This window comes from Streptomyces sp. NPDC096176 (assembly GCF_044763255.1).
Classification (GTDB): Bacteria; Actinomycetota; Actinomycetes; order Streptomycetales; family Streptomycetaceae; genus Streptomyces.
In genome coordinates this window covers 249,736-275,571 of the sequence record NZ_JBIWFV010000005.1, presented here as the reverse complement: position 1 = coordinate 275,571, position 25,836 = coordinate 249,736, and the positions used below count along the sequence as shown (strand labels likewise).

Below are 25,836 nucleotides of genomic sequence, written 5' to 3'. Positions count from 1 at the left end.
GGCGGCGTATAGAATGCTTTCCATGTGGCCCAACGATGATCCAGAGATCCTTGCTGCAGTTCGACGCTATGTTCTACCTGATCGACGCTACATGAAGCTCCATGGCTGGAACATTACGCATATGAGTGATGGGCGTCGGGATGCGTTTGGAAGATCCTTGGCAGAAGCTGCGCGGGACGTAACCGATGCCGAACTGATTTCCCTGCTCCGAGGTGATTGGCGCGCAAGTCTGACGGCAGCATGGTTGATAGGAATGGATGGCAGGGTCGCCTTCCGGGATCTCATCGGCAGGCTTCTTCTGCAGCGTTCTGCGGCTAACCCTCTGCGGGGTTACTGTTTCGCTCTGGTCCGATTCGGCACTCATGAGGACGCTGAACTTCTGTGCTCATTCCTAGAAACTTCACTTTCTCCGGATGAATCGGTTCATGCCCAGAACTGGGCGCTTGCCGGACTTCAAGTATTGGATGTTCGGCTATCTACTAATTATGCCGATCGATTTCTGGGGACAGATATTTGGGCCCGCTGGTCAGGTTATTCTCATGGGCCGGAAGAGGAGAAATTGATCCGATTTCTCTGCTCCTTCGGTGAAGCGTACGGAGTGAGTGTCAGGTGCGGGCAGGCCCCTTACGGATCGCGGATCGTGCAGGAGTTCGATGAGTGGGCCCCTCATCCTCTTGTGCCCCCATGGGTGCTTATTCCTGAGGAGTCGGAGAGGGGTCGGTTCGATACGGAAGTGCAAGATTGCTTTTCGGGTGCTGGGATTGTATTTCGTACCAGACCTATCGTGGTTGCCCGTTGCGAAGCGTGTCATGCCCTGCTCGTCAATGTCATGCTTGATAGTGGTGGATGGGTAATTGTCCATCCGCGACTCTTTCATTCAAGAGTGGTTCGAGACGTAGTGGCACTCCCGTCGCTCGATGAGGCCTTGCTGCATTCGCATTAATCATCGCCCGGGATAATGCCATGGGCCTCCTGAAATGCTAATCTCCGCATTCTCGATGGTGCCGATGAGTGTTACTTCTGATTCTGCATATGGGTATGACACGCCGGGAACTCTCGAGTAGCCTGGGCTATCCGCATTGGGTATGCGGAGCACAATTCCCGGCCCATTTCCGTAGTGGCTGGCTTCTCTGGCTACGTCTTCCAAATCAGTGGTCCACGAAGTGAAAACGCTCCGGGTGCCTTCGTCGCCACCGACGTGCCGTTGCACGTCTGAGTGGCCCCCATGTGGGACAGCGCGACCCTGGAGGGCATTCTGGTACATGTCCTGCCAGTGTTGAGGGGCGGATACGTCCGCGTAGCTGACACCGCGATAGATGTACGGCGCTTCACGGGGATCCCAACTGCCCCCGTTCGGGCATGGGTCTGGTGCGAGTCCTAGTGGATCAACTTGAGTGAGTGGGTTGGGTACGTACGTTGCGGAATTAGGCGCTGGTATGAGGCCTAGTGGGTCCGGGCTGAGATAGCGGGATGCTTGGGGGTCGTAGTGGCGGAAGTAGTTGTAGTGCAGGCCCGTTTCCGGGTCGAAGTACTGCCCCGGGAAGCGTAGCGGGGTGAACGCCAAGCTTGAGGCTGCCCATGATGTGGCGCCCCACAATGTCGTGCGGGAGCGCCAAGCCACGTCGCCCGACGCATCGATGAGTTCGGTCGGCGCGCCGATCAGGTCCGTGATGATCGAAAAGAAGCGTTCGTCGATCGCTGCCCGGGGTTCCTCTACCGCTAGGATTCGTTCCGTTTGGGCGAGGGGGCGCAGGCCCTGATGATCCCATGTGAGGGCGACTGGGCTGAGGAGGGCTTCGGTTTCGGTGATTTCTTCACAGAGGGTCGTGCCGTCCCAGGTGAAAGTGATCTTTTCGAGGACGGTTTTCTGGTCGTCGCCGAGGCGCTGTTTTGTGGTCCGCCGGCCGAGTGCGTCGTATTCGTAGCGCCAGACTGTGCCGTCGGGGGTGGTGACAGAGCGCATGCGGTCTTCCGCGTCCCACTCGTAGCACCAGGTGTCCGGCCTGCGGGAGAGGCGGGTCTTCTGGCGGAGGGTGATGCGGCCCAGTGCGTCGTGTTCGTAGCGGATGCTGCCCGCGCGGGTGATGGTGGTGCCGGTGTACTCGCGGGTGCCGACCGCCTCTTGGCCGGGGTGGCTCGCGGGCCATGACGCCTCGGTCTGGTTGCCGGCCTCGTCGTAGGCGTAGCGCTCGCTCCAGCCTGCCGCGTGCACGGCCGAGACGCGTCCGGCCGGGTCGAGGTCGAAGGTGCGGGTGCCGGTGAGCTGGTCGGTGAGGGCGATGAGGTTGCCGTCGGCACGGTAGCTGTAGTCGCGGCGCTGGATGCTGCGATCTGCGGCAGTGACGTGCTGGCTGGTGAGGCGGCCCAGCGGGTCGTACTCGTTCGTGAAGGAGACGGTGTCGCCGATGCGGCGGGCGATCTCCTGGCCGGCCGCGTCGTGCTCGAAGGCGATCGTGCGGCCCGACGTGGTGAGGGAGGTGCGCCGACCTGCGGCGTCGTAGGTCCAGGAACTGACGGCGCCGGTGGGCGTGGTGCGTCCGGTGCGGCGGCCGAGGGCGTCGTATGTGTACGCCATGGTGCGGCCGTTGACGGTCTCGGAGACGAGACGGCCGTGGCGGTCGCGGAGGTAGGTGATGGTGGCGTCGGCGTTGACGGCTTCGGCGAGTTGGTCGGAGAGGTCGTAGGCGAAGGTCGTGATCTTCCCGGCGGCGTCCTTGCGGGTGATGCGGTCGAGTTCGTCGCGCTCGTAGCGGATGGTCTGTCCGAGAGCGTCGGTGCGGGCGACGAGGCGACCGGCCGGGTCCCGTTCGTAGGCGAGTGTGCGGTTGTCGAAGTCGGTCTCGGATATGAGGTGTCCGGCCGGGTCGTATGCGTATTCCCAGGTCAGGCCCTGTGGGTTGAGGACCTGGGTGAGGCGCAGCTCGTGGTCGTGGGTGAATTCGTAGCGCACTCCGTCCGGGCCGGTGCGGGCGCTGAGCAGGTCGAAGTGGGTGTACTCGAAGCGGGACACCTGTCCCATGGCGTCGGTGTGGGCGATGCAGTTGCCTTCGCCGTCATAGGTCCAGGACTGCTGGGTGCCGTCGGCCTCGGTACGGCGGGCGAGCTTGCCCTCCGGGGTCCATTCCAGCCTGGTCGTGGCCCCGAGGGGGTCGACGAGGGTGACGGGGCGGCCGAAGGGGTCGCGCTCGATGCGTGTCACCGCGCCGAGAGGATCGGTGATCTCGACGGGAAGGCCGACGGCATTGCTGCGGATGCGGCTGGTGTTTCCGAGTGCGTCGGTGACCGAGGTGACGTGGCCGGCCTCGTCGTAGCTGTAGCGGGTGACGGCCCCGGAGGGTGCGGTCACCGAGATCCGGTTGCCCCGCTGGTCGTACTCCTGGCGGACCGTTGTCCGGTCCGGGTTGGTCACGCGGACGGCCAGTCCGAGCTCGTTGTACTGCGCCGACATCTCGCGGCCGTCGGGGCGGACGATCACGATGGGGCGCCCGGTCTCGTCGTACTCGAAGCGTGTCGTGCGGCCGAGCGGGTCGGTACGGCTCAGCAGCCGGTTGTACCGGTCGCGTTCGTAGCGAGTGACCGCGCCGAGCGGGTCGATTTCCTTGACGACCTGGTGAGCCTCGTTGATGACGAACCGGCTCACCGCACCCGCGGCGGTTGTGGTCGTCGTGACGCGCAGGCCGGTCTCCTCGTCGACACCGTCATAGTCGAGGCGTAGGGCCATGTGGCCGTCGGCACCGGATTCGGCGATGCACCGGTCCTGGTCGTCGTAGACGTAGTCGTAACGACTGCCGTTGGTGTCCGTCCAGGAAGTGATCCGGGCGCGCTCGTCGTAGCCGAAACGAAGCGGCAGTCCGGAGGAGTTGGTGACGGTGGTGAGGTTCCCGTCGGTGTAGCCGTAGCTCAGGATCTCCTGGTCGCCGCCGTCCAAGGCTCCGCCGGTCAGGGACAGGGCGGTGACCCGGCCCTCGTCCGTGGCGAGCTTCAGGTGGTAGCCACCGCTGTGCACGATCGAGGTCGGGGCACCGGCGTCGTCGTACTCGAAGGTGATCCAGTTGCCGTTGCGGTCGTCGATCTGGACGAGCAGCGCCAGGGCGTCGTGACGGGTCGCGAAGTGCCAGACGCGGCCGGTGTCCGGGTCGGTGATCGTGTAGTCGCCGCCCGGGTCGCGGTCGAGCGGTCGACGCGGTCCGTGGGTCGGCATGACGGGGACGCCCGGGGCGGGGTGCGGGTAGGACAGCAGCAAGCCGTCCTCGCACACGAACACGACACCCTCGGAATCGATCTCGAGGCGCTGATCGGCCGTGGAGGACCAGGAAGGGCCGAACCATCGTCCAGCCCGGTAGTCGGAAGCGACTCGGCGCCTGAAGACCAGCGGAAGCGTGCCGGGCAGGACGATGTCCGTCTGGGGCAGGTACATGGACCCCGTGGCCAGGTCCACCGGGTCGGTGCCCTTGTGCTCGACAGCATCCGGCGTCCTGGCGGGCTTCGCCGCGTCCTCCACGCCTTCTCGTGCCGCCGTCTTCGCCCCCGCGGTGACGGCGTCGTTGGTCCCGGCGCGCAGGACGGTCCTCAACGCGCCCGTGCCCTTGGTGCCGAGGATTTCGGGGACGAGGCGGCCGAGGAATTCGGAAGGGTCGCCCTTGGCGGCTTCCCAGGCGTTCTTCAGGGCGCGGTCGGGGTTGGCGACGGTGGAGGCCAGGCCGGCGAGGGTTGTGTTGACGCCCTTCCAGTACTCGGCCGGGTGGGTCAGGTTGTACATGTCGATCGGCGCGACGGAGCGGACGAAGTTGACGATGCCGGCGGTGCCCTTGACGATGCCGCCGCCGAAGTGGGCCAGCTCGATGCCCTGTCCCACACCCCAGTCCGCGATCTCCAACACGGCCTTCTCCCGGCCGGTGGGCTCCTTCGGAGCATGCGCGAGGGCGGCGTGGACAGCGGTCTTCGCGCTCTCGCCGGCCTCGTTGCGGGCGGTGCGGGCGTCCTTGAGGATCTCCTGGGCGCGCTGCCGCTTGGCCTTGCCCGGGTCGGAGAACTCACCGGGGTGGGGCAGCGGCTTGTCGCCGCCGAGTGCGGCGTTGTAGGCGTCGACCTTCTTGTTGAACGCGTCAACGGCCGTCTTGGAGTCCTTGGTGCCCTCCTTGTACAGGGCGATCGCCTCGCGCGCTTTGCCCTGCGCGCTCACCACCGCCTTGGAAAACGTCTCCAGCGCCTTGGCCGCGTCCTCGAACGCGTCCGCTGCCCGCAGCCAGTCGGTGGGCAGTGTCTGGAACTTCTCCCGGAACGTTTCGGCGGCCTCGCCCTTCCAGTTGCCGGAGTCCAGCCGTTTCATCCCGGCACCCACGAGGTCGAACGCCTTCTGGAAGTCGCGCAGGTTCTTCACCGTCGCGGCGATCTCCGTAGGCCGGCCGTGGATCAGCTCATTGGCTTCCTCGGTCTGACCGAGTTGCAGCTCGCCGACCTCGGCGCCGAGCGAGGACGCGGTTTCGTCCCCCCAGTCCTCGACGACCTCCGCCAACCCGTCATGACCGTAGTGCCGCAAGCCCTGCCCGGCCTTGTCGGTCACATAGTCGACACCCTCACCGACAAGCTCCTTGCCCTTGTCGATGCCATGGTCGATCCCGTCGACGATCTTGTCCGTGGCCTTGCCGGCCAGATCGCCGATCACCCCGAAGTCCCCCATCAGCGGCTCTCCCCCCAACGCGGCTGCTCCGCCAGATCCACCGTCTCCCGCGACGGATCCAGGTCCTCACGCAACTGCGCGTCCAGCCTCTCCCGCACAGCCGGATCGATCACACCCGCCCGCTCCAACGCGTCGTTCTGCGCGTCCATCACGTCATACGTGGTGTCCGCCCACGTCTGCTTCACCTCGGTGTGCGCCTGGGCAAACGACTCCTTGCTCCAGTCCGCGTTGTCCCACGCATGCTGGTCACGGATCGTGCCCCAGCGCATCTGCTTGACCTCGTCCTCCGACAGATGCGGATTACCGTTCACCGAGTTCACGCCGATCTTGATCGTGTCCTTGATGTACTGCTCCTGCTCCGCGAACGACCCCGCCGACAGGCCCACCCCCTGCGCGAAAGCGTTCCCGCGCAGCGTCAGCGCCCGTACCCCCCACTCCCACCGGTTGCAGAACGTCTCGAACTCCGCCGTCAAACCGCCATGCCCCAACTCCAACCCCGACAACGCCAGATCCGAAAACCCCCGACCCGTCGACGCCTCCCCGATCATGCCGAGCTCCTTCAACTCCGCATGCGCCAGATTGATCCCCGCCGCAATCGCCGCCAACGCCACCGGCGGCGCCGCAAGATCAGCACTCTCCCCGCTCACTGCATCCCCCCGAGATCAACCGCCACCGCATCCGGCACCACACCCACCACCGGCGGAAACAACATGCCCTCCACGCTGCCCGCATCCAGCGCCACACCCGCCGGGCCAGGCAGCATCGGCACCATCACATCCAAAAGCCGCGCACCCAGAACCGTCCGGAACTCCCACTCACGGCCCGCATCCCCCTGCGCCCGCGCGAACCGGGCCAACGCCTCCTCGTCCGAGAACGCACAGATCCACCGCACCCCGTTGAAATCCGCCGTCCACAAACTCCCCTGCGCATCGAACGGCACCAACACTGCCGTCCGCCGAAATTCCCCCAGCAACACCGCAAACCGACGCCGCGCCAACGCGGCCTCGTCCACCGGCGCGGCACCGGAAGCAGCAGACAGCGAAGGCGACGGCTCTGCCGGCGGCACCTCCGCCGCAGGCCAATCGGCCAACTCCGCAAGCCCCGAGAGGCGGTCAGGCCTCGATATCCCATCCCCGTTGTCACTCACCCGGAGATGCTTTCACGGCCGCTTTCTCACCAGCAACGATCAAAACTGGGCAAGCTGGCGCATCCGGCGCCACGCGTGCGTTCTTGACGTCGCATCACCCCGCCCGCAGCCGTCAGCGCCCGCCGTTCGGCCTCGGGCGCGCGCCGCGCGCCACCAGGTACTGACCGCCGGGGCGAGTTGGGCGACGTCCCGCCCGAGGAATGCTTCTGAGCAGCAACGAGGGAATTGGCTATGTGTTCAGGCGCGTTGTACGCGTCACCGGTAGCGGACAAGCCCAGACGTGTCGAACGTCCACCTCCCGGCCGGGACCGTGTCGCCGAAGGAGTAGGGGATCGAGGACCGGTACTTGAGGCCATCGGGTCCGTCGTTCGGGGCGGAGTGGACGCCGATGGTGCCGTTGCGGGGGTCCACCACGATGTAGAGGGGGATCCCCATCCTGGGATAGTCCTCCAGCTTCGTGACGAGATCGTTCTTGGGATTGCTCTTGGACACGATCTCGACCACGACGAGGACCGCCCGCGGATCGATGGACTCCGCCTGCGGATCGACGTCCTCGGCCGGGAACGCCATCAGGGCGGGCACCTTCTCGAGCCCGGTCAGCGGATCCAGCATGTCCGTGTTGTTGACGGCTGTGATTGCCGGTGTCTGAGCCTTGATCTGGTCGCGGAAGACATCGACATTGGTGATGTGGGGCAGGTTCGGGCTCATCATGACGAACTTCACTTCGCCCTCGGAGGTCTCCACCTTCCAGCCCTTTTCGAGATGCTCCGCGTATTCGGAGAGGTGCGCGACGACCTCACGCATGCGCTCGATCTGCTTGGGGGTCATGCTGCTCACGATGTCCTCCGTGGGGTCAGCACCAGACTGGAACGTGTGGCGCGGGCCGGATGCGGGCGGACGCGGCGCGCGCGTACGTGACGAAGTCCGCCCATGCGGACGCGGGACGGGGAGGGGGCCGGGCAGGTGCCTGGCTGTGGGGGTCTCCTCGGGTGGCGCGGCGCCCCGCAGGGGCTCGGTTCCGGCCGCCGGACCGGGCTCAGGTAGGCGTAGGCGCACGTACTCAGCCGCGGGCGAGGCCGAAAGTCATTCGGGGTGGGCAGGTCCGGGCCACTGCCCCGGCCCGGCTGTCCGCGGGCGCTCGTATGCTCGACGCATGACCGATCACCAGGGCGGACAGCACGCAGCGCGGCCCACCGAGAACGCCATGCGGCGTGCGCTGAAGCGGGCGAGGGACGGGGTGGCCCTCGATGTGGCCGAGGCCGCCGTGCTGTTGCAGGCCAGGGGAAGCGACCTGGAGGACCTTGCGGCGTCCGCCGGACGCGTGCGGGACGCGGGGCTCGAGGCTGTCGGGCGGGCCGGGATCATCACGTACTCGAAGAGCGTCTTCATCCCGCTCACCCGCCTGTGCCGCGACAAGTGCCACTACTGCACCTTCGCCACCGTGCCCGGCAAGCTGCGCCGCGCGGGGCACGGCATGTTTTTGTCGCCGGACGAGGTCCTGGAGATCGCGCGGCGCGGCGCGGAGATGGGTTGCAAGGAAGCGCTGATCACGCTCGGGGACAAGCCGGAGGATCGCTGGCCGGAGGCCCGGGAGTGGCTCGACGCCCATGGGTACGACGACACGATCGCGTACGTGCGGGCCATGGCGATCCGGATCCTGGAGGAGACCGGGCTGCTGCCCCACCTCAATCCCGGTGTCATGTCGTGGACCGACTTCCAGCGCCTGAAGCCGGTCGCGCCGTCCATGGGCATGATGCTGGAGACGACGGCGACCCGGCTGTGGAGCGAGCCCGGCGGGCCGCACCACGGTTCGCCCGACAAGGAGCCGGCCGTCCGGCTGCGGGTGCTCGAGGATGCCGGGCGGACGAACGTGCCGTTCACCAGCGGGCTGCTGATCGGGATCGGCGAGACGTACGAGGAGCGTGCCGAGTCGCTGTTCGCGCTGCGCCGCATCTCCCGTGCGTATCACGGCATCCAGGAGCTGATCCTGCAGAACTTCCGTGCCAAGCCGGACACGGCCATGCGGGGTATGCCGGATGCCGAGCTGGACGAGCTCGTCGCGACCGTTGCCGTCGCCCGGCACATCATGGGGCCCTCCGCCTGCCTCCAGGCCCCGCCGAACCTGGTGGACGCCGAGTACGCGCGGCTGATCCGCGCCGGCATCGACGACTGGGGTGGCGTGTCCCCCCTGACCCCCGACCACGTCAACCCCGAGCGGCCCTGGCCGCAGATCGACGAGCTCGCGGAGAAGTCGGCGGCGGAGGGCTTCGAGCTGCGCGAACGGCTCTGCGTGTACCCGGAGTTCGTGCAGCGCGGTGAGCCGTGGCTCGACCCGCGACTGCTGCCGCACGTACGGGCGCTGGCCGACCCGGAGACCGGCCTCGCACGCGCGGACGCGCTGCCCGCGGGGCTGCCGTGGCAGGAGCCCGACGAGGGGTTCACCGCCACCGGGCGGACGGACCTGCACCGGACCATCGACACCGAGGGCCGCACGCACGACCGCCGTGACGACTTCGACGCCGTCTACGGCGACTGGGACGCGTTGCGGGAGGCCGCAGCGCCCGGAATGGTGCCGCAGCGCATCGACACGGACGTTCGGCAGGCGCTCGGGCAGGCCGCCGACGACCCGACGAAGCTCACCGACGACGAAGCTCTCGCGCTCCTGCATGCCGACGGGCCCGCCCTCGACGCGCTCACCCGCATCGCCGACGAGCTCCGCCGCTCGGTCGTCGGCGACGACGTCACGTACATCGTCACGCGGAACATCAACTTCACCAACGTCTGCTACACCGGCTGCCGTTTCTGCGCCTTCGCCCAGCGGCGCACGGACGCCGACGCGTACACCCTGTCGCTGAGCCAGGTCGCCGACCGCGCCGAGCAGGCGTGGGACGTCGGCGCCGTCGAGGTGTGCATGCAGGGCGGCATCCACCCCGACCTGCCCGGCACCGCGTACTTCGACATCGCCCGGGCCGTCAAGGAACGCGTCCCCGGCATGCATGTGCACGCCTTCTCGCCGATGGAGGTCGTCAACGGCGCCAGCCGCACCGGCATGTCGATCCGGGAGTGGCTGACGGCGGCGAAGGAGGCGGGACTCGACTCGATCCCCGGCACCGCCGCCGAGATCCTCGACGACGAGGTCCGCTGGGTCCTCACCAAGGGCAAGCTGCCCACGGCGACCTGGATCGAGGTCGTGAAGACGGCGCACGAGCTCGGCATCCGCTCCTCGTCCACGATGATGTACGGGCACGTGGATCAGCCCCGGCACTGGCTCGGTCACTTCCGCACTCTCGCCCGGATCCAGCAGGAGACCGGCGGCTTCACCGAGTTCGTGACCCTGCCGTTCATCCATACCAACGCACCCGTGTATCTGGCGGGGATCGCCCGGCCCGGGCCCACGACCCGCGACAACAGGGCTGTCACCGCGATGGCCCGCATCCTGCTCCATCCGCACATCACCAACATCCAGACAAGCTGGGTCAAACTGGGCGCGGAGGGTGCGGCGGAGATGCTCCGCTCCGGGGCCAACGACCTCGGCGGCACGCTGATGGAGGAGACCATCTCCCGTATGGCGGGCTCGAGTTACGGCTCGTACCGCTCCGTCCGCGATCTGACCGCCATCGCGGAGGCCGCCGGACGGCCGTCCAGGCCGCGCACGACCCTGTACGGGGAGGTTCCGGCGGAACGGCAGCAGGCGGCGATCGCGTCCGACGGACACCTGCCGGAGCTGCTTCCGTTGCTGCCGGACTGAGTGGGGGGGAGGGGCCGGGCACGGCCGGTCCGGGCGGGCCTGCGGACGCGTTACGGTCGGGCCCGCCGGGTCGGTCGTGCGGCCAAAAGCGACCTCCCGCGGGTTTGGTCACATACCCGCGCGAACCCTACGTGCCCTCTGAACCGGTCGCCCCCGTTCGATTACAGTGCTGCGCCGGGCAGGGTTCGTTCGACGACGTCCGGGGAGGAGCGCGGTGAGCGCAGCAGCCACAGCCGTGTGGGGCCGTGCCGAGCAGCAGGACTTCCGCGCCAGGGTGCGCGGCGCTCTGCTCGGCGGAGCCATCGGCGACGCGCTCGGCGCCGGTGTCGGAGGGCTGACCCTCGAGGAGATCCGTACCGTCCACGGCTCCGACGGGCTGATGGACCTCACACCCGTCAACGGCCGCCGCGGCGCCGTCACGGCCGCCACCCAGCTGACGCTCTTCACCGTCGACGGACTGATACGGGCCCAGGTCCGCCGCGACTCCGGCGCCTGGCACCCGCCGACCGACGTGCACCGCGCGTATCTGAGATGGGCGGCCACCCAGCGCGACTGGGGCCCCGACGAACGCCGCAAGGACAACGGCTGGCTCGCCCGCGAGGAGTGGCTCTACAGCCGCCGCAACCCGTCTCGCGACACCGTCACCGGTCTCGGTGACGAGAACATGGGCACCCTCCAGGCCCCGAAGAACCCCACGGCCCGCGACGCCGGCGCGCTCGTGCGATCGGCACCGTTCGGGCTGCTCGTCGGCTGGGAGCCGCAATTGGTCTGCCAGCTCGCTGTCGAGTGCGCGGCGCAGACCCACGGGCACCCGACCGCTTATCTGTCGGCGGGCGCGTTCGCGGTCATCGTGCACGGCCTGGCCCGCGGCGAGACGCTGGACGGCTCGGTGCAGCGCGCCCTCGCGCAACTGGCGTCCCGGCCCGGCCACCAGCCCGTCACCGACGCGCTCAAGCAGGCGCTCGGGGCCGTACGCCAGGGGATCCCGAGCGCCGCGAGGATCGCCGCCATCGGAGAGGCCCACCTCGCGGAGGACGCCCTCGCGATCGCCGTCTACTGCGCGCTCGTCGGTGAGGACATCCGGCACGGGCTGCGCCTCGCCGTCAACCACGACGGCCCCTCCGAGGTGACCGGCGCCGTGTGCGGCGCGCTGCTGGGCGCACTGCACGGGGAGACGGCGCTGCCGCCGGCCTGGCTGTGCGAGCTGGAGGGCCGCCCGACGGTGCTGGAGATCGCGGACGACTTCGCGATGGAGATGACCCAGGGCCCGGCTCTGCACAGCCCTACGGCGACTGCGCCGGGCTGGGTGCAGCGCTACCCGCGAGCGGCGGCCGAACTGCCCTGACGCTCGCACGCCCGGCCGGTGAGCTCGTGCACGTGAACCGATGGACGCGCGCCCGTCCGGCCCAGCGCCGATGCACCCGCGCCCGTACGCCGGTACGCCCGACCGGCCCGCGCTGCGGGACGATCGGGCTCACCGGGCACGCCGGGGCATGGCAGGCCGTTGGTCTCGCGCGCGGCGGGGCCGTCAGAGGCCGGTGGTCTCGCGGGCGGCCGGGGCCGGGACCAGGCCCACCGCGTCCGAGCCGGCGCCGCCCTCGTCGTCGCCGTTGATCTTCGCCAGGACCTCGTCGCGCTCCGGTGTGTCCTCCGGCTTGATCCAGCCGATCACGATGTAGAGGACGAGCGACACGGCCAGCGGCACCGAGATCTGGTACTGCAGCGGAACGCCGCCTTCCACGTTCCAGCTGATCGGGTAGTTGACCAGCCAGAAGGTCACCAGACCGATGCCCCAGCTGAGCAGTGCCGCGGTGGGGCCGCTCTTGCGGAACCAGGGGAGCAGGCCGAGCATCAGCGGGATGGCGATCGGGCCCATGAGCCCGGCGACCCATTTGATGACGACGGTGATGATGTCGCCGAAGAACGGCGAGTTGACCTGTGTCGCGATCGCCATCGACAGGCCCAGGAAGAGCAGCGTCGTCCAGCGCGCCGCGAGCAGCCCGGCGCGGGTGTCCCACTCGCGGACCTTGCGGGACAGGGCGGGCATGATGTCGCGGGTGACGACGGCGGCGATGGCGTTGGCGTCGGAGGAGCACATGGCCATCGTGTGCGAGAAGAAGCCGACGATGACCAGGCCGAGCAGGCCGTGGGGCAGCAACTGCTCCGCCATCAGCGCGTAGCTGTCGGAGGGCGTGTCCGTCTCGATGAGCAGCGGCGCGACCCACATGGGGAAGAACAGCACCGCCGGCCAGACCAGCCACAGCACGGCGGACAGCGCACCCGAGCGCTGCGCGGACTTCGCGGAGTCGGTGGCCATGTAGCGCTGGGCCTGGTTCCACATGCCGCCGTTGTACTCGAAGGTCTTGATGAAGAGATACGCGATCAGGAACACCATCATGTACGGGCCGGCCAGCGGCTCCGCGTGGCCGGCCAGCTTCGGCTCGTCCCACACGGTCCACAGGCTGCTGAAGCCGCCGAGTTCGGCCATGACGGCGACGAGCATCGCGATGCCGGCGACGAACTGGATGATGAATTGGCCGAGTTCGGTCAGGGCGTCGGCCCACAGGCCGCCGACGGTGCAGTAGACGGCGGTGACCGCACCGGTGATCAGGATGCCCATGTTGAGGGAGACGCCGGTGAAGACGGAGAGCAGAGTGGCGATGGCCGCCCACTTCGCGCCGACGTCGACGATCTTCAGCAGTACACCGGACCAGGCGAGCGCCTGCTGCGTCGGCAGGTTGTAGCGGTTCTTCAGATACTCGAGCGGCGAGGAGACGTGCAGTCGCGACCGCACCCGATTGAGCCTGGGGGCGAACACCTTGGCGCCGATCGCGATGCCGATGGCGATGGGGAAGGACCAGGTGACGTACGAGGTGACGCCGTAGGTGTAGGCGATGGCCGCGTAGCCGGTGAACATCACCGCGCTGTAGCCCGACATGTGGTGCGAGATGCCGGAGAGCCACCACGGCATCTTGCCGCCGGCCGTGAAGAAGTCGCTGACGTTGTCCACGCGCTTGTGGGACCAGACGCCGATCGCGACCATCACTCCGAAATAGCCGATGAGTACGGCCCAGTCGAGACTGTTCATGCCCCCTCCAGGGGTCCGGTCCGTCTTGTGAACGCCGTTCATGGTGTGGCCCGGCAAGGTGGCACTACAACGGACTGGAGGGTCAAGAGCGAGTAAAATCGTTCGGACTTTTGACCTCTGTTCTTATTCATGAACGCCAGAAGGTGAAAAAGGGGTCGCACGGGATATGTGCCCGCGCGACCGGAGGTGGTCGGAGTGTGCAGCCGCCCGCGGGAGCCGGATCGCGGGAGACCGCGGCTGCTACCGCATCAACTCGCCCGCGTTGACGAGCAACGACTGGCCCGTGATCGACCTGGCACGGTCGGAGGCGAGGAAAGTGGCCGCCTGTGCCACGTCCTGATCCGTCGCCAGCTCGGGCAGCGCCATCCGCTCGGTCAGCCGCCCGAGCACCTCGCTCTCCGGCGCCCCTTCGGTGAGGGCCGTGAACTGGACGTACGCCTGCACCGGCGGCCCCCACATCCAGCCGGGCAGGACCGTGTTCACCCGTATCCGGTGGGGGCCCAACTCCCGTGCCAGCGAGTACATCGCGGACGTGAGCGCCCCCTTGGACGCCGCGTACGCCGCCTGCCGCACCTGCGAGGGCGCGGCCACCGCCGACTGCGTGCCGATGATCACGACCGAGCCGCCCCTCTCCTTGAGTCCCGGCAGGCACGCCCGCGTCATCCGCAGCGTGCCGAGCAGGTTCACATCCAGAACGCCCTGCCAGGTCGTGAAGTCCGCGTCCTCGAGGCCGCCGAAGCAGCTGTCCCACGCGGCGACGTGAACGACCGCGTCGATCCGCCCGAACCGCCCCAGCGCGAGGGTCGCCAGCGCCTCGCACTGCTCCTCGTCGGTGATGTCGGTGGCCCGGTACGCGGTTTGCGTACCGCCGGGGTCGATCTCGTCGGCCGATTTGGCGAGGTTCGCCTCCGTGCGCGCGCCGAGGACGGCGTTGCCGCCTTCCTCGACGACGGCCGCCGCGACCTGGTGCCCCAGTCCGGCGCCGACGCCGGACACGATGACGGTCTTGTCCCGAAGCAGCATGCCCGTGCCTCCCGAGGCTGGCGGATTGTCTGACGGATCGTCAGAGTAGGTCCGTCCGCAGGCGAAAGGAAGGGGAGCGCCATGAGCGAGGACACGCGCAAAGAGGCCACGCGCAATGAGGGCAGGCGCAATGAGGCCACCCGCAAAGAGGCCACCCGCAATGACGGCACGCACACCAACGGCACGCACGGAGAGGACACGCGCAGCGAGGTGTACGCCGAACTGGCCGCCGTCGGCCCGTACGGAGTCCGCCCGGGCCACGCGTTGATCACCGTGGTCGAACCACATCCCGGCCACGAGTACGCGTACAACCGCTGGTACGAGGACGACCACTACTACGCGGGCGCGACGGCGATGCCCTGGATCTTCGCCGGCCGCCGCTGGGTGGCGACCAGGGACCTCCAACTGCTGCGCTACCCGGAGAAGTCGGCTGTGGCGCAGCCCGTGACCGCCGGGTGCTACATCTCGACGTACTGGATCACCGAGGGCCGGTACGCCGACCACATGAAGTGGACCGTCGCCATCAACAAGCGCCTCAACCGCGACGGCCGCGTGCACCAGCAGCGTACGCACGTCTTCACGGCCTTCCAGGACCACGAGGCAACGGTCTACCGTGACGGAGCCGCCGGCCCGCGCGACCGGCATGCCCTGGATCACCCATACGCCGGTCTCCTGCTGCAGGTCATCGACGCAGAGGGCCCCGCACAGCGGGCGGAACTGCTGGAGTGGCTCCGTACGAAGCACCTGCCGAGGAGGCTCACGGGCTCGTGTGCCTCGATGGTGACCATTTTCAGGCCGACCCCGCTGCCCGGCGACCGGATGACCTACGTGAAGCAGGTGGAGGGCGTGGACTGCCGGCTGACGCTGCTCTGGTTCCTCCAGGCGGACCCGCGCGAACGATGGGACGCCGAGTTCACCGGGCTCGACGTCGTGGTCGCCGAGTCGGGGCTGGGGAGGGTCGAGCTCGTGGCGCCGTTCGTGCCGACCGTTCCCGGGACTGATCGCTACGTCGACCGGCTGCGCTGAACCGGGCAGGCGCCGGGAGCGCGGTGGGGGGCGTCCGGCCATGGCCGAGCCCCCTCGGCCGGGACGGCGAACCAGTCGAGAGGGCCCTCGGTACTGTCTCTTGCATTTTGCTTGTAGCGCGCAGCTCGCTGGTGCGAATCGTTGCTGCGTGTCGTTCGGGTGCTGCGGGTCCCGACGCGCTCAGTCGAGCCCGAACGCGCTCGCGCCCACTTCGTTCACGAACGCATTCCACGACTCGGGTACGAATGTGATCGTCGGACCTGCGGTGACTTTCGAGTCCCGCACGGAAATCTCCTGCGCGACAGGGGATTTGACCTCTACGCATGCGCCGTTTCCGGTGGAGTACGAGGACTTCGTCCAGGTCTCCGTGGCGCCCTGAAGGATTGCCATGTTCGCTCCGCTTCCGGCAAGTGGGGTGATCTGAGCCAACGTTCTTGCTGGCGTGATCGACGCTACTCGCCGAGCCGGGCGCGTGAGATGGGCGTTCACTCGACCGGATGGCATATTCCATGCGACTCTTCCGTCGCACGGGAGCTCTGGTGTACCGTGCGCCCCCGCTCAGGCGGGGTCGCCCTGGGCGTACATCTTGGCGATCTCGGCGATGAACTGCCGCGTCTGATCCACGTTGAGGGCCTGCGCGCGCAGATGCTCGTACATCACGCTGTACTTCTGCACGTCGTTGGCCTTCTCCAGGTACAGATCGCTGGTCACACCCTCGATGTAGACGACGCTCGAGTCCGAGGCGTCGGGGAACTCGAGGATCGCGTACTGACCGTTGATGCCCGGGTGCGCGCCCATTTCGAACGGCAGCACCTGCACGGTGACATGCGGCTGCTGCGACAGCTCCACCAGGTGCTCGAGCTGCTCGCGCATCAGCTGCTTGTCGCCGACCTGCCGGCGCAGCGCCGCTTCGTCGATCACCACCCACAGACGCAGGGGATGTTCGGTGTCCCTGATGCGCTCCTGGCGGCGCAGACGGACGCTGACGCGCTTCTCGACATCGGTCGCTCCGCTCTCGGGCAGCGCTCCGGCGATGAGCGCCTCCGCGTACTGCCGCGTCTGCAGCAGTCCGGGGACAACCTGCGGCTCGTACACGCGCAGACTGGCCGCATCGGTCTCCAGGCCGATGTACACGCTGTACGGGATGTCGCCGAAGGCGTGCCACCAGCCCTGCTGGCGGGAGTCCTTGGCCATCTGCATCAACGAGTCGACGATCCGGTGGTCCTCGACCTCGTACACCCCGCACAGGTCACGGACGTCGCGCTGGCTGATGGAGCGGCGGCCGTTCTCGAGACGGCTGATCTTCGACTGGGAGACCAACAGCCGCTCCGCGACCTCCTCGGCCGTCATGCCCTTCAGCTCCCGGAGCCGGCGCAGCTCCTGCCCCAATCGGCGTCTCCTGACGGTGGGATTGACGTTGGACGCCACGGAAACTGCACCTCCGGCTTGCGTAGCTGTGCGTATCTACTGCTGAGCAGATTGCCACCAATGGTGGTCGCTGCGCTGCCAAATGGCTACACACGTGAACGCTGCCGCTACACATACGAACGCGCGGGGCAGCGGCGTGGCTGCCCCGCGCGTTCGACCTGCGGCTCCCGAACCGGTCTTGGGGACGTCGGTGGGGTGGTCCCGCGATGGGGTGTTCTGTTGTGCGGACGTGCGGTCGTTCAGTGGTGCGGTGCTGATGTCGTGCTGTTCGGCGGCTCTGCCGGTGGTGCGTCGACGCGCTCAGTGCGCGGCGACACGTGCGGCCATGCTGCCGCGGCGTGGTTGCATCGGTACGGGCCCCGGCTGGCGGCCGCCGGGGGCCGCTGCCGGGTTGCGGCGCGGCTGTGCGGCCACACCGTTCTGAACGTCCATCACCGCGTGCGCGACGAGGCCGCCCATGGGGTCGTGCCTGATGAGGTCCCGCAGACGGGACCGCGAGGAACGCCCTTCGTTACCCGGGTACAGGTGCTTGCCGAGACCGACCGCGTGGGCCAGGGCGGCGAGCGCCGCGGTCCGCGGGTCCGGCGGTACACCGGTGCGGATCGCACTGTCCAGCCGGGCCCTGATGTCCCGGCTGATGGCCGTGTCCGTCGCCTGGTAGCGAGTCGTCGGCAGCACTCCGCACATCTGGCCCGCCACGGCATGCACCATGCCGCACCGCTCCAGATGCGAGAGGTAAATCTGGCGCAGCCCCAACCGGGGCCCGCCGATCCAGTGGACCGCGCGCACCGGGCTGCCGCGTCTGCGCAGCAGTTCCAGTGCGGAGTCCAGAGTCGGATCTCCTGTCGGCCGTGGCATCACCACGGCGATACGATCCCCGTCTGGGGCTATCCGTCCTGCCAGAGCCAGCTCTACTAGCTGTGCCCCGGCCAGGCCGAGGTCGAGCGACTGCGGCTGCGCTGTGGTACCCGTTGTCGGGTCCAGAGCGAGCAGCAGAAGCTCCTCCGGAAGTGTTCTGCGGCTCCTGCCCATCCATGCCTCCCCGCGTGGATGAATGACAGGGTGACCCCTCTCACATTGGTCTGTCGAGAGCGCCTGGGTGCTTTGTTAGGGAACCGATAGGTATGTCGTTCTCGTCTAGCACGGGAGCCAAGCGCTCACACAGGACACTGGTAGATGGTTCGGACACCTCGAGCCGTCGGCGGACCGCCGGCTCCGGGTGCCCGTGAAGACATACGCATGGCACATGACTCATGGAGGAGGCACGGTGGCGGGCGAGTCCCCCGACAAGTCGGAGCAGCGGAAGTCGTCGGGGGAGACGACTCGGGAGGAGCGCGACCCGCGACTCGCCGTGTTCCGTCAGGCCTCCCCGGGGCGCGGCACGGCGTCCGCGTCCGCACAGGGAAGCGCACCCGCGCAAGGTGACGCCCCCGCGCGGGGCGGTGACTCCGGTCATGACGCACCCCCCTCGGACGATGCCGCGGAGCGCCCGGCTCCCTTGGACCAGCCGACGGCGGTCTTCAAGGCCCCCGCGGTGGACGACGCGGGCGAGCGGGACGCCGCCCCGGAGGGCAATGACGCACGCCTGCGGGCAGCGGTTGCCGCATGGGTGGCAACGGCCGACGAGCCGGACGCCGAGGAGCCGGACGCCGCCGAGCCGGACGCCGCCGAGGCGGCGGAGGGCGCGCAGGCCCCGGCAGAGGCCGAGGAGCCGGGCGCGGGTCGGGCACCTGCCGAGACGGACGGAACGGCCGGTGAGGAAGCGCCTGCGGCACCGGACGCCGCTTCCGAGGTCGACGCCCCGGCCGACGATCTGACCGACGGCGCGGACGCCGGGGTCGCGTCGGAGGGTGACGCCTCGACCGAGACGGAGGAGCCCGCCGGCAGCGCGCCCAAGCCTGCGGAAGTCGAAAAGGCGTCAAAGTCCCAGACTGTCGAGGAGTCTGACGAGCCCGATGAGTCGGGCGAACCGGATGAATCGGCCGAGTCCGACGGCGACTCCTCCGACGATGCCCCCTCCGGCGACGCGGCCGTCGGCGAGGACGGGAACGCGCGGAAAGCTTCCCCTGCCCCCGCCTCCATCTCTTCCGACAGTGCGGAAGCAAAGAGCGAAGACGCTCCCACCGAGCCCGCGGACCGTGCTGTCGATCAGCCGACCACGGTGTTCAAGGCGCTGCGTCGTCCTGTCGTCGACCAGCCCACCACCGCGCTGAAAGTGCCCCCGCTCCCCAAGCCCAAGGCCGAGCCCGCGGGCGAACCCAAGGCGGAGCCCAAGGCCGAGCCCGCGGCCGATCCCGAGCCGGAGACCGACGCCGAGCGCACCAGCACCTTCGTGCCGCTGCGCCGCGACGACGTGCGGCCGACACCGTCCACGCCGCCCTCCCGGCCCACGCCGCCTTCCGGGTCCACGCCGCCCGCAGCTCCTGAGAGCCGCGAGCCCGAGCCGCAGCCGGCCGCCGCGCAGGCGCTTCCGTCCGCGCAGGCGCCCGCCTCTCTCGGCGAGACCGAGCGGACCAGGCAGCAGCCGATGCCTCCGCTGCCGCCGCTCGATCTGCTCGCGGAGCTGACGAACACCCCGCCGCCGCCGGAGACCCCGGTCCGCACGGTCGTGCGGCGCGTCAAGATCTGGACGCCGCTGGTCCTGCTGCTCCTGATCGTCTTTGCAGTCGTGCAGCTGGTGCGCCCGCTTCCGGAGCCCTCGCTGACGCTCTCGGCGAAGGAGACGTACACCTTCGAGGGGGGCCCGCTCGAGCTGCCGTGGCCCGCCGAGGGTCAGGGGGCCGCCGAGGTCGTCGGCGTCGGCAGCCTCGGCACGTACGGCGCCCAGAAGCCCGCCCCCATCGCGAGCGTCGCGAAGACCATGACGGCGTACGTGATCCTCAGGGACCACCCGATCAAGGGCAAGGAAGTCGGCCCGAAGATCACCGTCGACAAGAAGGCCGAGGAGGAGTCGAAGGCGAAGAGCGAGTCGACGGCTCCGATCAAGGAGGGCCAGCAGTTCACCGAGAAGCAGATGCTCCAGCTGCTGATGATCCCGTCGGGGAACAACGCGGCCCGTCTGCTCGCCCGTTGGGACGCCGGTTCCGAGGAGGCGTTCGTCAAGAAGATGAACGACGCCGCCAAGGAGCTCGGGATGACGAACAGCACCTACACCGACCCGAGCGGTCTCAAGGCCAGCACCGTCTCCACCCCGCTGGACCAGCTCAAGCTGGGCAAGGCGGTCATGGAGTACGACGTGTTCCGCGAGATCGTGAACATGACGCAGGCCGAGATCCCGGGCATCGACGGAGCGATCCGTAACAACAACGACCGCGCCCTCATGATGGACGGCGTCGGCGGCATCAAGACCGGTTCCTCCACTCCGGCCGGCGGCAATCTCCTCTGGTCCGCCAACGCCGTCGTCGACGGCGAGGTCCGGCTCATCGTCGGGATAGTGATGGGCGCTCAGGACGCTCCCCTGCTCTGGCAGAAGCTGGAGAAGGCGATCGACTACAGCATCGCGGTGATCCCGCCGGCGCAGGAGGCCGTCACCTCCGCCACGGTCGTCAAGAAGGGCGATGTCGTCGGCCACGTCGACGACGGCCTCGGCGGCCGTACCCCGGTCGTCGCCACCAAGGACCTCAAGGCCGTCGGTTGGGCAGGACTCGACGTGAAGATCGAGATCGCCGGCAAGGGCGGCGCGATCCCGCATGCGGCGAAGGCGGGCACGCTCGTCGGCCAGGTCTCCGTCGGAGAGGGCGTCGGCAAGGTCAGCGCCCCGGTCGCTCTCCAGAAGGACCTCGAGGAGCCCGGCTTCGGCGCCAAGCTGACCCGTCTCGGCTGACCGGGCCGGGTCGGCGGCGAACGCGCAGCGCCACGTGAGGAGGGGGAGCCCGATCGGGGCTCCCCCTCCTCACGTCCTCATATGCGTGCGACCGCCGTCGGTGCTCATCTCCGCCCGCGCCGGAGGCCCTTGTGCGCCGCCCAGTAATGTGGATGGCCTCCATCGCGCCCGCCGACACGCCCCTTCACGTACAGACGCGCCCCACCACACAGACACGCTCTTCAGGAGTCCGTCATCGCCACCACGCTGAACGCCTCTCCGGCCGTCGCCGCGGAACGTGCGGTGTGGACGAGCCGGACCGCCACCGCCCTGATTCCCCTGACGGTGGCGCTCGTCCTCGGGCTGTGGGGCATCCGCCGCGACGGTGGCGTCTGGCGGGACGAGGTCGTCACGTACGACATGGCGCACCGGACCCTGCCCGAGTTGTTCCACACGCTGCAGAACGCAGACGCCGTCCATGGGCTGTACTACGTCCTGATGCACGGGTTGTTCTCCGTGTTCGGAGGGGACCTCGTCACCCTCCGGCTGCCGTCCGTGCTGGCCACGGCCGCCGCCGCCGCGGGCATCGGGCTGCTCGGCCACCGCCTCGCCGGACCGAGGGCGGGCCTCTTCGCCGGGCTGGTCTTCCCGGTGATCCCCGCTGTGCAGGAGTACGCGCAGGAAGGCCGTTCCTACGCGGTCGTGTGCGCGCTGGTCGCCTGGGCCACCTACCTCCTGGTGAGCGCCATGTCCCGGCCGACGAAAGGCCGGTGGGCCGCCTACGCGGTCGTGGCTCTGGCCGCCTGTCTGCTGCACGAGTTCGCCGTGCTGATGCTGACGGCGCACGGCGCGACGGTGCTGCTCTCCGGTGTACCGCGGCAGGTCAAGCGGGCATGGAGCCGGGTGGCCGCCGGCGTTGTCGCGGGTCTCGCCCCGCTCGCGCTGTTCAGCATGAGCCAGTCGGAACAGGTCGGCTGGATCCTGTGGCCCGACCCCGTCCAGCTGCTGACCTTCGCGGCCATGGCGGCCGTGGGCCTGCGGTGTGCCCGTACGCCCGTGCGTGCCCGCGGACCGATTCGGCTGCGGACGCTCGCGGTCCCCCTGCTGACGCTGCCCACGGTCGCCCTCCTGCTGGTTTCCCAGCTGAAGCCGATGTACGTCGAGCGTTACGTCCTCTATTACGTCATAGGGTTCGCGCTGCTGCTGGGGGCTGCGCTCGACCGGATGTTCCTGCCGCACGACGGGCCGGGCCGGAGCTCGCGGCGGAAGTGGATCTCGTCCCTCTCGGTGGCTGCCGTGCTCGTGGCCCTGGTGCCCGTGGCCGTGTACCTGCGCAGCCCGGAGAGTCGCGTGGACGACGCGACTGCTGTGGCCTCGGCGGTGGCGGAAGCCGCGGAGCCCGGCGACGGCGTTGTGTTCACCCCGGCCAGGCGGCGGGTCTGGACCCTGGCCCGTCCGGAGGAGTTCCGGGGCCTTCGCGACGTGGCGCTGGCGCAGAAGGTGACCACCTCCGACTCCTTGTACGGCGAAGAGATATCGCCGGAGCGGACGCGCGCGGGCATGCTCGCCCTGGACCGCATCGTCGTGCTGGGCGACCCCGAGGGGAGCCCCCTCGATGTGGACGAGCAGGAGATCACCAAGCGGGCGACGCTCCGCGACCACTTCGAGCAGTGCAGCAGCAAGGAAGTCACCGGCGCACGGATCATGGTCTACGCGCGCCCGGGGCACTGTTCCGGGCGCTGACGCCGCCGCCCGCCGCCGACGTCCCACCCGACGCCCCCGGCCTCGGTAGGCACGCCAATTCCCTTCATTCTTACCCGCGTTAACACTTATCTGCCCGCTTCCGCTCATGCATAGTTGTCGCGCATTGACCTACCCAAAAGTCGGTGTCTACGGGTTCGGGTGCGACATGGCGTGTGAGCGATGCGGCGGCGAAGACGATGTCCGCGGCACGGGGGTGCTGCCGCGTGCATGCGGCAGGTCCGAAGGATTCGGCGGGTGCGCTCGCCCGCTGCTCAGATCCGGAAAGGCTCTGCTGGCAGGGGTGGTTGCGCTCACGGTGCTCATACCCGCGCTCGTCGCCTGCGACCCGTCCGGAAGCGGCTCGCAACGCGCCGGCGGACCGGCGCCCGGAGCCGCGGGAGAACCGGGCGACCTCGGGGGCGCGCCCGAGCGGATCGCCCCCACGGAGCCGCCGGAAACCTCGCCGCCGCCCGCCCGCGCTCGGCCGAAGCCCCCGTCGACGCCGAAGCCGAAGGACCCGAAGGCGCCGAACGAGCCGTCCGGCCCGTCGTACTCGGCCTGGGCCGGGCCCGGTTGCACCGGAGGCGGCCGTTACCGAGAGGAGGGTCGCTTCAGGGACGGCGACGACGGCTGGTACACCGTCAGCTCCGGCGGCCATCGAGGCGACGGCTGCGACGGCAGCTTCACGGCGATCCCGATGTCCGGCAGCCGCACCGAGGACCGCGGAGGTTCCGCGACGTGGTTCTGGTACGTCGGCAGCGGCTACCGCACCTGCTCGATCGCCGTTGTCGTCCCGGACAGCGGCCGCGACCGCGACGCCGCGGGGCAGCCGACCACGTACAACGTGCTGAAGGACCCCGAGGACCCGGGCAGCACCGTGAAGACGTTCGAGATCGACCAGACGAAGCTGCGCGGCAGAGGACTGGTCATCGAGAAGGTCCCGGTCCACGACCAGCAGCTGACGGTACAACTGGTCGACCGCGGCCAGGACTGGGGCGCCGACGACCGTGGCGGAGCCCACCACGGAGCGGCACAAATGCGGGCGGAATGCCGCGCCTGAACCCGATTCCGCAACGTTGCCACCCCGCGCCTGTCAGGGCGTATGGCGGTGCTGCATAGTGTCCGACATGGTTTGCGAGGGATGCAGACGCACGGGACGCACGTGCGAGGAGTGCACGGTGCCCGCCACACCCATACCGGGCCGTCATCGTGCCCCGGCACGCCCCAAGACGCTGCTGGGCATCTGTGCAGCCCTCGCGGCGGGCGCACTGCTCACGGGTGCCGCGCTGCTGATCGGCGGCGACAACGGCGAAGCGGTGGGCGAGCCGGTCGCCCCCGTGGCCGACATCGAGGTCGGCGGCCGCCCCAACCTGATCAGGCCGACGGACGCCCTCCCCACCCCGAGCGCCAAGCCCTCGGCCCCCGAGCCCGCCGCCCTCGTCACCACCACCGCCCGGCCGACGCCGAGCGCGTCCCCTTCGATTCCGATGCCGCCGAGCACCCGTCCCTCGTCCCCGTCCTCACCGCCCGCAGCCGCGAGCTCCACGGCGCCCGGCCCCTCCGCGACCCCGTCCGACGACTGGAGGGGCCGCGACAACTGCCGCGAAGACTGGGACGACGACCCCCACCCCGGCGGCAACGGCCGCTGGGACCGCGACGACTGCTGGTGACCTGAGGCTTTCCCGCGAGCCGCGGTGAGCGCCGCTGGTTGACGGCCGCCGCCCCGTCGGTTTCCGGCTGTGCCGGAGATCTCGTGTCCTCAGCGGCCCAGGGACAGACGGCCCAGCGCCAACCGTGCCACGCGCGGCCAGTCCGCCGCCCCGCCTATGACGCGCGGTGCGTGGGGCCGACGGCGTGGCACGCGGACCCGGAGGGCCCCGGGCGCGCTGCGGCACACCACGGGTGACGGCAGAACGACGTGCTCTCCGTCGATGCCGAGGGGAAGGGTGTCCGTGTCGGCTTCGACGACGACTTCCTCGGCGCTCAGCCGGACGAGTCCCCCGGAGCGCGGACCGCGCACCATGCGTGCCGCCTGCGCGGTGTTGCCGACCCGCACGCACACCACGCCGAGGAGTCCCGAGTCCAGCCGCTCCCTGCGCCCCGGACGGGCAGCGTCGACGGCACGTCCGTAAGGGTTGTTGCTGACGAGCAGCGCCTGAAGTCCGTCGACGTGCGTCCGGTCGGCTCGCGCCCTCAGCCTGGGTGCGTCCTCGCCGGTGAGGAGGCCGGGGAGGGTTCGCAGGGTCGTGCGGGCTTTGGCATCCCGGTACGAGGGGTCGACGACGACGGACGCGTACGTTCCGAACGAGGCGTTGTTGACGAAGACCCGGTCAGCGGCGTACCCGAGGTCGACGCGGAGTTCGACGCCCTGGGTCAGGGCTGCCAGGGCGGCCACCGGATCGTCGCGGTCCAGGCCCAGGTCGAGGGCGAAGTGGTTGCGGGTACCGGCGGGAATCACCACGAACGGCAGGTCGTGGCGCGCCGCGACCTCGGCCACCAGCGCCTGGGTGCCGTCACCCCCCGCCACCGCCAGCAGATCGGCCCCCTCGGCGACGGCCCGCCGGGCCAGCTCGACGATGTCCCGGCCCGCGTCGAGCAGCTCCACCCGGCAGCCCGCAGCCCGGGCCTTCTCCACGAGATGGAAACGGCCCACCTTGCCGCCGCCGGAGCGCGGGTTCATGAGCGCCCAAGGGGCGTGGGGCGTCTCGGCGAGAGCCTGCTCGGAGGCGGGGCGACGAGGTGTCAGGGCCGAGCGCGCCGCCGTTACGGCCAGTAGCCACAGGGCCAGGGACAGCAAGGCCGGCCCCAGCATGCCGGACGCGGCGTACACGGCGAGGACGGCGACCGGCGCGGTCACCGACAGGGCCGTTCCAAGGGCACGAAGCGCGCCGGTGTGCGCCAGGGCCCACCACAGCCCGACGGCGGCGAGCGCCAGTCCGGCGACGCCGACCAGTACCCACAGCACGCTCCGCAGACCGGCGGCGACGAGCGGCACCAGGACGGTTACCAGCAGGGCGAGCACGGCGAGGCGAGCCCGTCCGGGACTGCCCTCGCGTATCGGTGCGGCCCCTGCCCCACCCGAAGTCCTCGTGTGCCCGCCGTGTCGTGTCACCCGTCAGGCCCTTCTCCTCGCGATCCCTTGCCCGCCCCG

General features: G+C 69.2%; 18 protein-coding genes. 8 read left to right on the top strand and 10 right to left on the bottom strand.

Annotated elements, in window-relative coordinates; all coding sequences use genetic code 11:
• Positions 1-22: 22 nt before the first annotated feature.
• Entirely contained in the window at positions 23-943 is a 921-nt protein-coding gene (locus tag ACIQ7Q_RS15985) for a DUF6000 family protein (protein WP_403861238.1), read from the top strand.
• Here ACIQ7Q_RS15985 and ACIQ7Q_RS15980 read toward each other — a convergent pair whose 3' ends face one another.
• The 4 genes from ACIQ7Q_RS15980 to ACIQ7Q_RS15965 form a co-directional block, all read right to left on the bottom strand.
• Positions 944-5,680, bottom strand: coding sequence for a putative T7SS-secreted protein (locus ACIQ7Q_RS15980; protein ID WP_403861235.1), 4,737 nt, complete (start codon positions 5,678-5,680; stop codon positions 944-946).
• A complete protein-coding gene (locus ACIQ7Q_RS15975) occupies positions 5,680-6,327 on the bottom strand; it encodes a hypothetical protein (RefSeq protein ID WP_403861232.1) in 648 nt (215 codons plus the stop codon). The genes ACIQ7Q_RS15980 and ACIQ7Q_RS15975 overlap by 1 nt, the downstream gene beginning before the upstream one ends.
• A complete protein-coding gene (locus ACIQ7Q_RS15970) occupies positions 6,324-6,827 on the bottom strand; it encodes an SseB family protein (protein WP_403861229.1) in 504 nt (167 codons plus the stop codon). Before ACIQ7Q_RS15970 ends, ACIQ7Q_RS15975 begins: the two co-directional genes overlap by 4 nt.
• 255 nt (positions 6,828-7,082) lie before the next feature.
• Positions 7,083-7,655, bottom strand: coding sequence for a Uma2 family endonuclease (locus ACIQ7Q_RS15965; RefSeq protein ID WP_403862146.1), 573 nt, complete (start codon positions 7,653-7,655; stop codon positions 7,083-7,085).
• Positions 7,656-7,980: 325 nt separating this feature from the next.
• Here ACIQ7Q_RS15965 and ACIQ7Q_RS15960 point away from each other — a divergent pair, with 325 nt between their 5' ends.
• Both ACIQ7Q_RS15960 and ACIQ7Q_RS15955 read left to right on the top strand, forming a co-directional pair.
• Complete coding sequence (locus ACIQ7Q_RS15960; protein WP_403861225.1) at positions 7,981-10,575, top strand: bifunctional FO biosynthesis protein CofGH; 2,595 nt, start codon at positions 7,981-7,983, stop codon at positions 10,573-10,575.
• A gap of 214 nt (positions 10,576-10,789) precedes the next feature.
• Complete coding sequence (locus tag ACIQ7Q_RS15955; RefSeq protein WP_403861222.1) at positions 10,790-11,920, top strand: ADP-ribosylglycohydrolase family protein; 1,131 nt, start codon at positions 10,790-10,792, stop codon at positions 11,918-11,920.
• Between the two features lie 183 nt (positions 11,921-12,103).
• Here ACIQ7Q_RS15955 and ACIQ7Q_RS15950 read toward each other — a convergent pair whose 3' ends face one another.
• Positions 12,104-13,663, bottom strand: a complete 1,560-nt coding sequence (locus tag ACIQ7Q_RS15950) for a sodium:solute symporter family protein (RefSeq protein ID WP_403861219.1) — start codon at positions 13,661-13,663, stop codon at positions 12,104-12,106.
• 240 nt (positions 13,664-13,903) lie between these two features.
• The gene (locus tag ACIQ7Q_RS15945; protein ID WP_403861216.1) at positions 13,904-14,686 is read right to left on the bottom strand and encodes an SDR family oxidoreductase; all 783 of its coding nucleotides are present in this window, start codon (positions 14,684-14,686) and stop codon (positions 13,904-13,906) included.
• 81 nt (positions 14,687-14,767) lie between these two features.
• On the opposite strand from ACIQ7Q_RS15945, the gene ACIQ7Q_RS15940 reads away from it, so the two are divergent.
• Positions 14,768-15,712, top strand: coding sequence for a hypothetical protein (locus tag ACIQ7Q_RS15940; protein ID WP_403861213.1), 945 nt, complete (start codon positions 14,768-14,770; stop codon positions 15,710-15,712).
• A 180-nt stretch (positions 15,713-15,892) separates the two neighbouring features.
• Here the strand turns inward: ACIQ7Q_RS15940 and ACIQ7Q_RS15935 are convergent, their stop codons facing one another.
• From ACIQ7Q_RS15935 to ACIQ7Q_RS15925, 3 genes are all read right to left on the bottom strand, one after another.
• The gene (locus tag ACIQ7Q_RS15935; protein ID WP_403861210.1) at positions 15,893-16,102 is read right to left on the bottom strand and encodes a DUF397 domain-containing protein; all 210 of its coding nucleotides are present in this window, start codon (positions 16,100-16,102) and stop codon (positions 15,893-15,895) included.
• A gap of 168 nt (positions 16,103-16,270) precedes the next feature.
• Positions 16,271-17,140 carry a helix-turn-helix domain-containing protein gene (locus ACIQ7Q_RS15930; protein WP_403861207.1) on the bottom strand — a complete coding sequence of 290 codons (870 nt, stop codon included), beginning with the start codon at positions 17,138-17,140 and terminating at the stop codon, positions 16,271-16,273.
• A 300-nt stretch (positions 17,141-17,440) separates the two neighbouring features.
• Positions 17,441-18,172: a GPP34 family phosphoprotein gene (locus ACIQ7Q_RS15925; protein WP_403861204.1), complete on the bottom strand. Its 732-nt coding sequence runs from the start codon at positions 18,170-18,172 to the stop codon at positions 17,441-17,443.
• 214 nt (positions 18,173-18,386) lie between these two features.
• On the opposite strand from ACIQ7Q_RS15925, the gene ACIQ7Q_RS15920 reads away from it, so the two are divergent.
• The 4 genes from ACIQ7Q_RS15920 to ACIQ7Q_RS15905 all read left to right on the top strand — a co-directional run bounded on the left by ACIQ7Q_RS15920 (position 18,387) and on the right by ACIQ7Q_RS15905 (position 24,355).
• On the top strand, positions 18,387-20,963 hold the full coding sequence (locus tag ACIQ7Q_RS15920) for a serine hydrolase (RefSeq protein ID WP_403861201.1): 2,577 nt from the start codon (positions 18,387-18,389) through the stop codon (positions 20,961-20,963).
• Between the two features lie 282 nt (positions 20,964-21,245).
• Positions 21,246-22,685 carry a glycosyltransferase family 39 protein gene (locus ACIQ7Q_RS15915; protein ID WP_403861198.1) on the top strand — a complete coding sequence of 480 codons (1,440 nt, stop codon included), beginning with the start codon at positions 21,246-21,248 and terminating at the stop codon, positions 22,683-22,685.
• Between the two features lie 301 nt (positions 22,686-22,986).
• Positions 22,987-23,745, top strand: a complete 759-nt coding sequence (locus ACIQ7Q_RS15910; protein ID WP_403861195.1) for an adhesin — start codon at positions 22,987-22,989, stop codon at positions 23,743-23,745.
• 118 nt (positions 23,746-23,863) lie between these two features.
• Complete coding sequence (locus ACIQ7Q_RS15905; protein WP_403861192.1) at positions 23,864-24,355, top strand: hypothetical protein; 492 nt, start codon at positions 23,864-23,866, stop codon at positions 24,353-24,355.
• Between the two features lie 89 nt (positions 24,356-24,444).
• Here ACIQ7Q_RS15905 and ACIQ7Q_RS15900 read toward each other — a convergent pair whose 3' ends face one another.
• The gene (locus ACIQ7Q_RS15900) at positions 24,445-25,707 is read right to left on the bottom strand and encodes a diacylglycerol/lipid kinase family protein (RefSeq protein WP_403861189.1); all 1,263 of its coding nucleotides are present in this window, start codon (positions 25,705-25,707) and stop codon (positions 24,445-24,447) included.
• Between the last annotated feature and the right edge of the window lie 129 nt (positions 25,708-25,836).

What these genes read in the sequence shown, in the direction of transcription:
- ACIQ7Q_RS15950 (WP_403861219.1), bottom strand. Translation starts at nt 13,663, where the DNA reads ATGAACAGTCTCGACTGGGCCGTACTCATCGGCTATTTCGGAGTGATG.
- ACIQ7Q_RS15960 (WP_403861225.1), top strand. Translation starts at nt 7,981, where the DNA reads ATGACCGATCACCAGGGCGGACAGCACGCAGCGCGGCCCACCGAGAAC.
- ACIQ7Q_RS15980 (WP_403861235.1), bottom strand. Translation starts at nt 5,680, where the DNA reads ATGGGGGACTTCGGGGTGATCGGCGATCTGGCCGGCAAGGCCACGGAC.
- ACIQ7Q_RS15940 (WP_403861213.1), top strand. Translation starts at nt 14,768, where the DNA reads ATGAGCGAGGACACGCGCAAAGAGGCCACGCGCAATGAGGGCAGGCGC.
- ACIQ7Q_RS15935 (WP_403861210.1), bottom strand. Translation starts at nt 16,102, where the DNA reads ATGGCAATCCTTCAGGGCGCCACGGAGACCTGGACGAAGTCCTCGTAC.
- ACIQ7Q_RS15945 (WP_403861216.1), bottom strand. Translation starts at nt 14,686, where the DNA reads ATGCTGCTTCGGGACAAGACCGTCATCGTGTCCGGCGTCGGCGCCGGA.
- ACIQ7Q_RS15920 (WP_403861201.1), top strand. Translation starts at nt 18,387, where the DNA reads ATGACTCATGGAGGAGGCACGGTGGCGGGCGAGTCCCCCGACAAGTCG.
- ACIQ7Q_RS15925 (WP_403861204.1), bottom strand. Translation starts at nt 18,172, where the DNA reads ATGGGCAGGAGCCGCAGAACACTTCCGGAGGAGCTTCTGCTGCTCGCT.
- ACIQ7Q_RS15965 (WP_403862146.1), bottom strand. Translation starts at nt 7,655, where the DNA reads ATGACCCCCAAGCAGATCGAGCGCATGCGTGAGGTCGTCGCGCACCTC.
- ACIQ7Q_RS15985 (WP_403861238.1), top strand. Translation starts at nt 23, where the DNA reads ATGTGGCCCAACGATGATCCAGAGATCCTTGCTGCAGTTCGACGCTAT.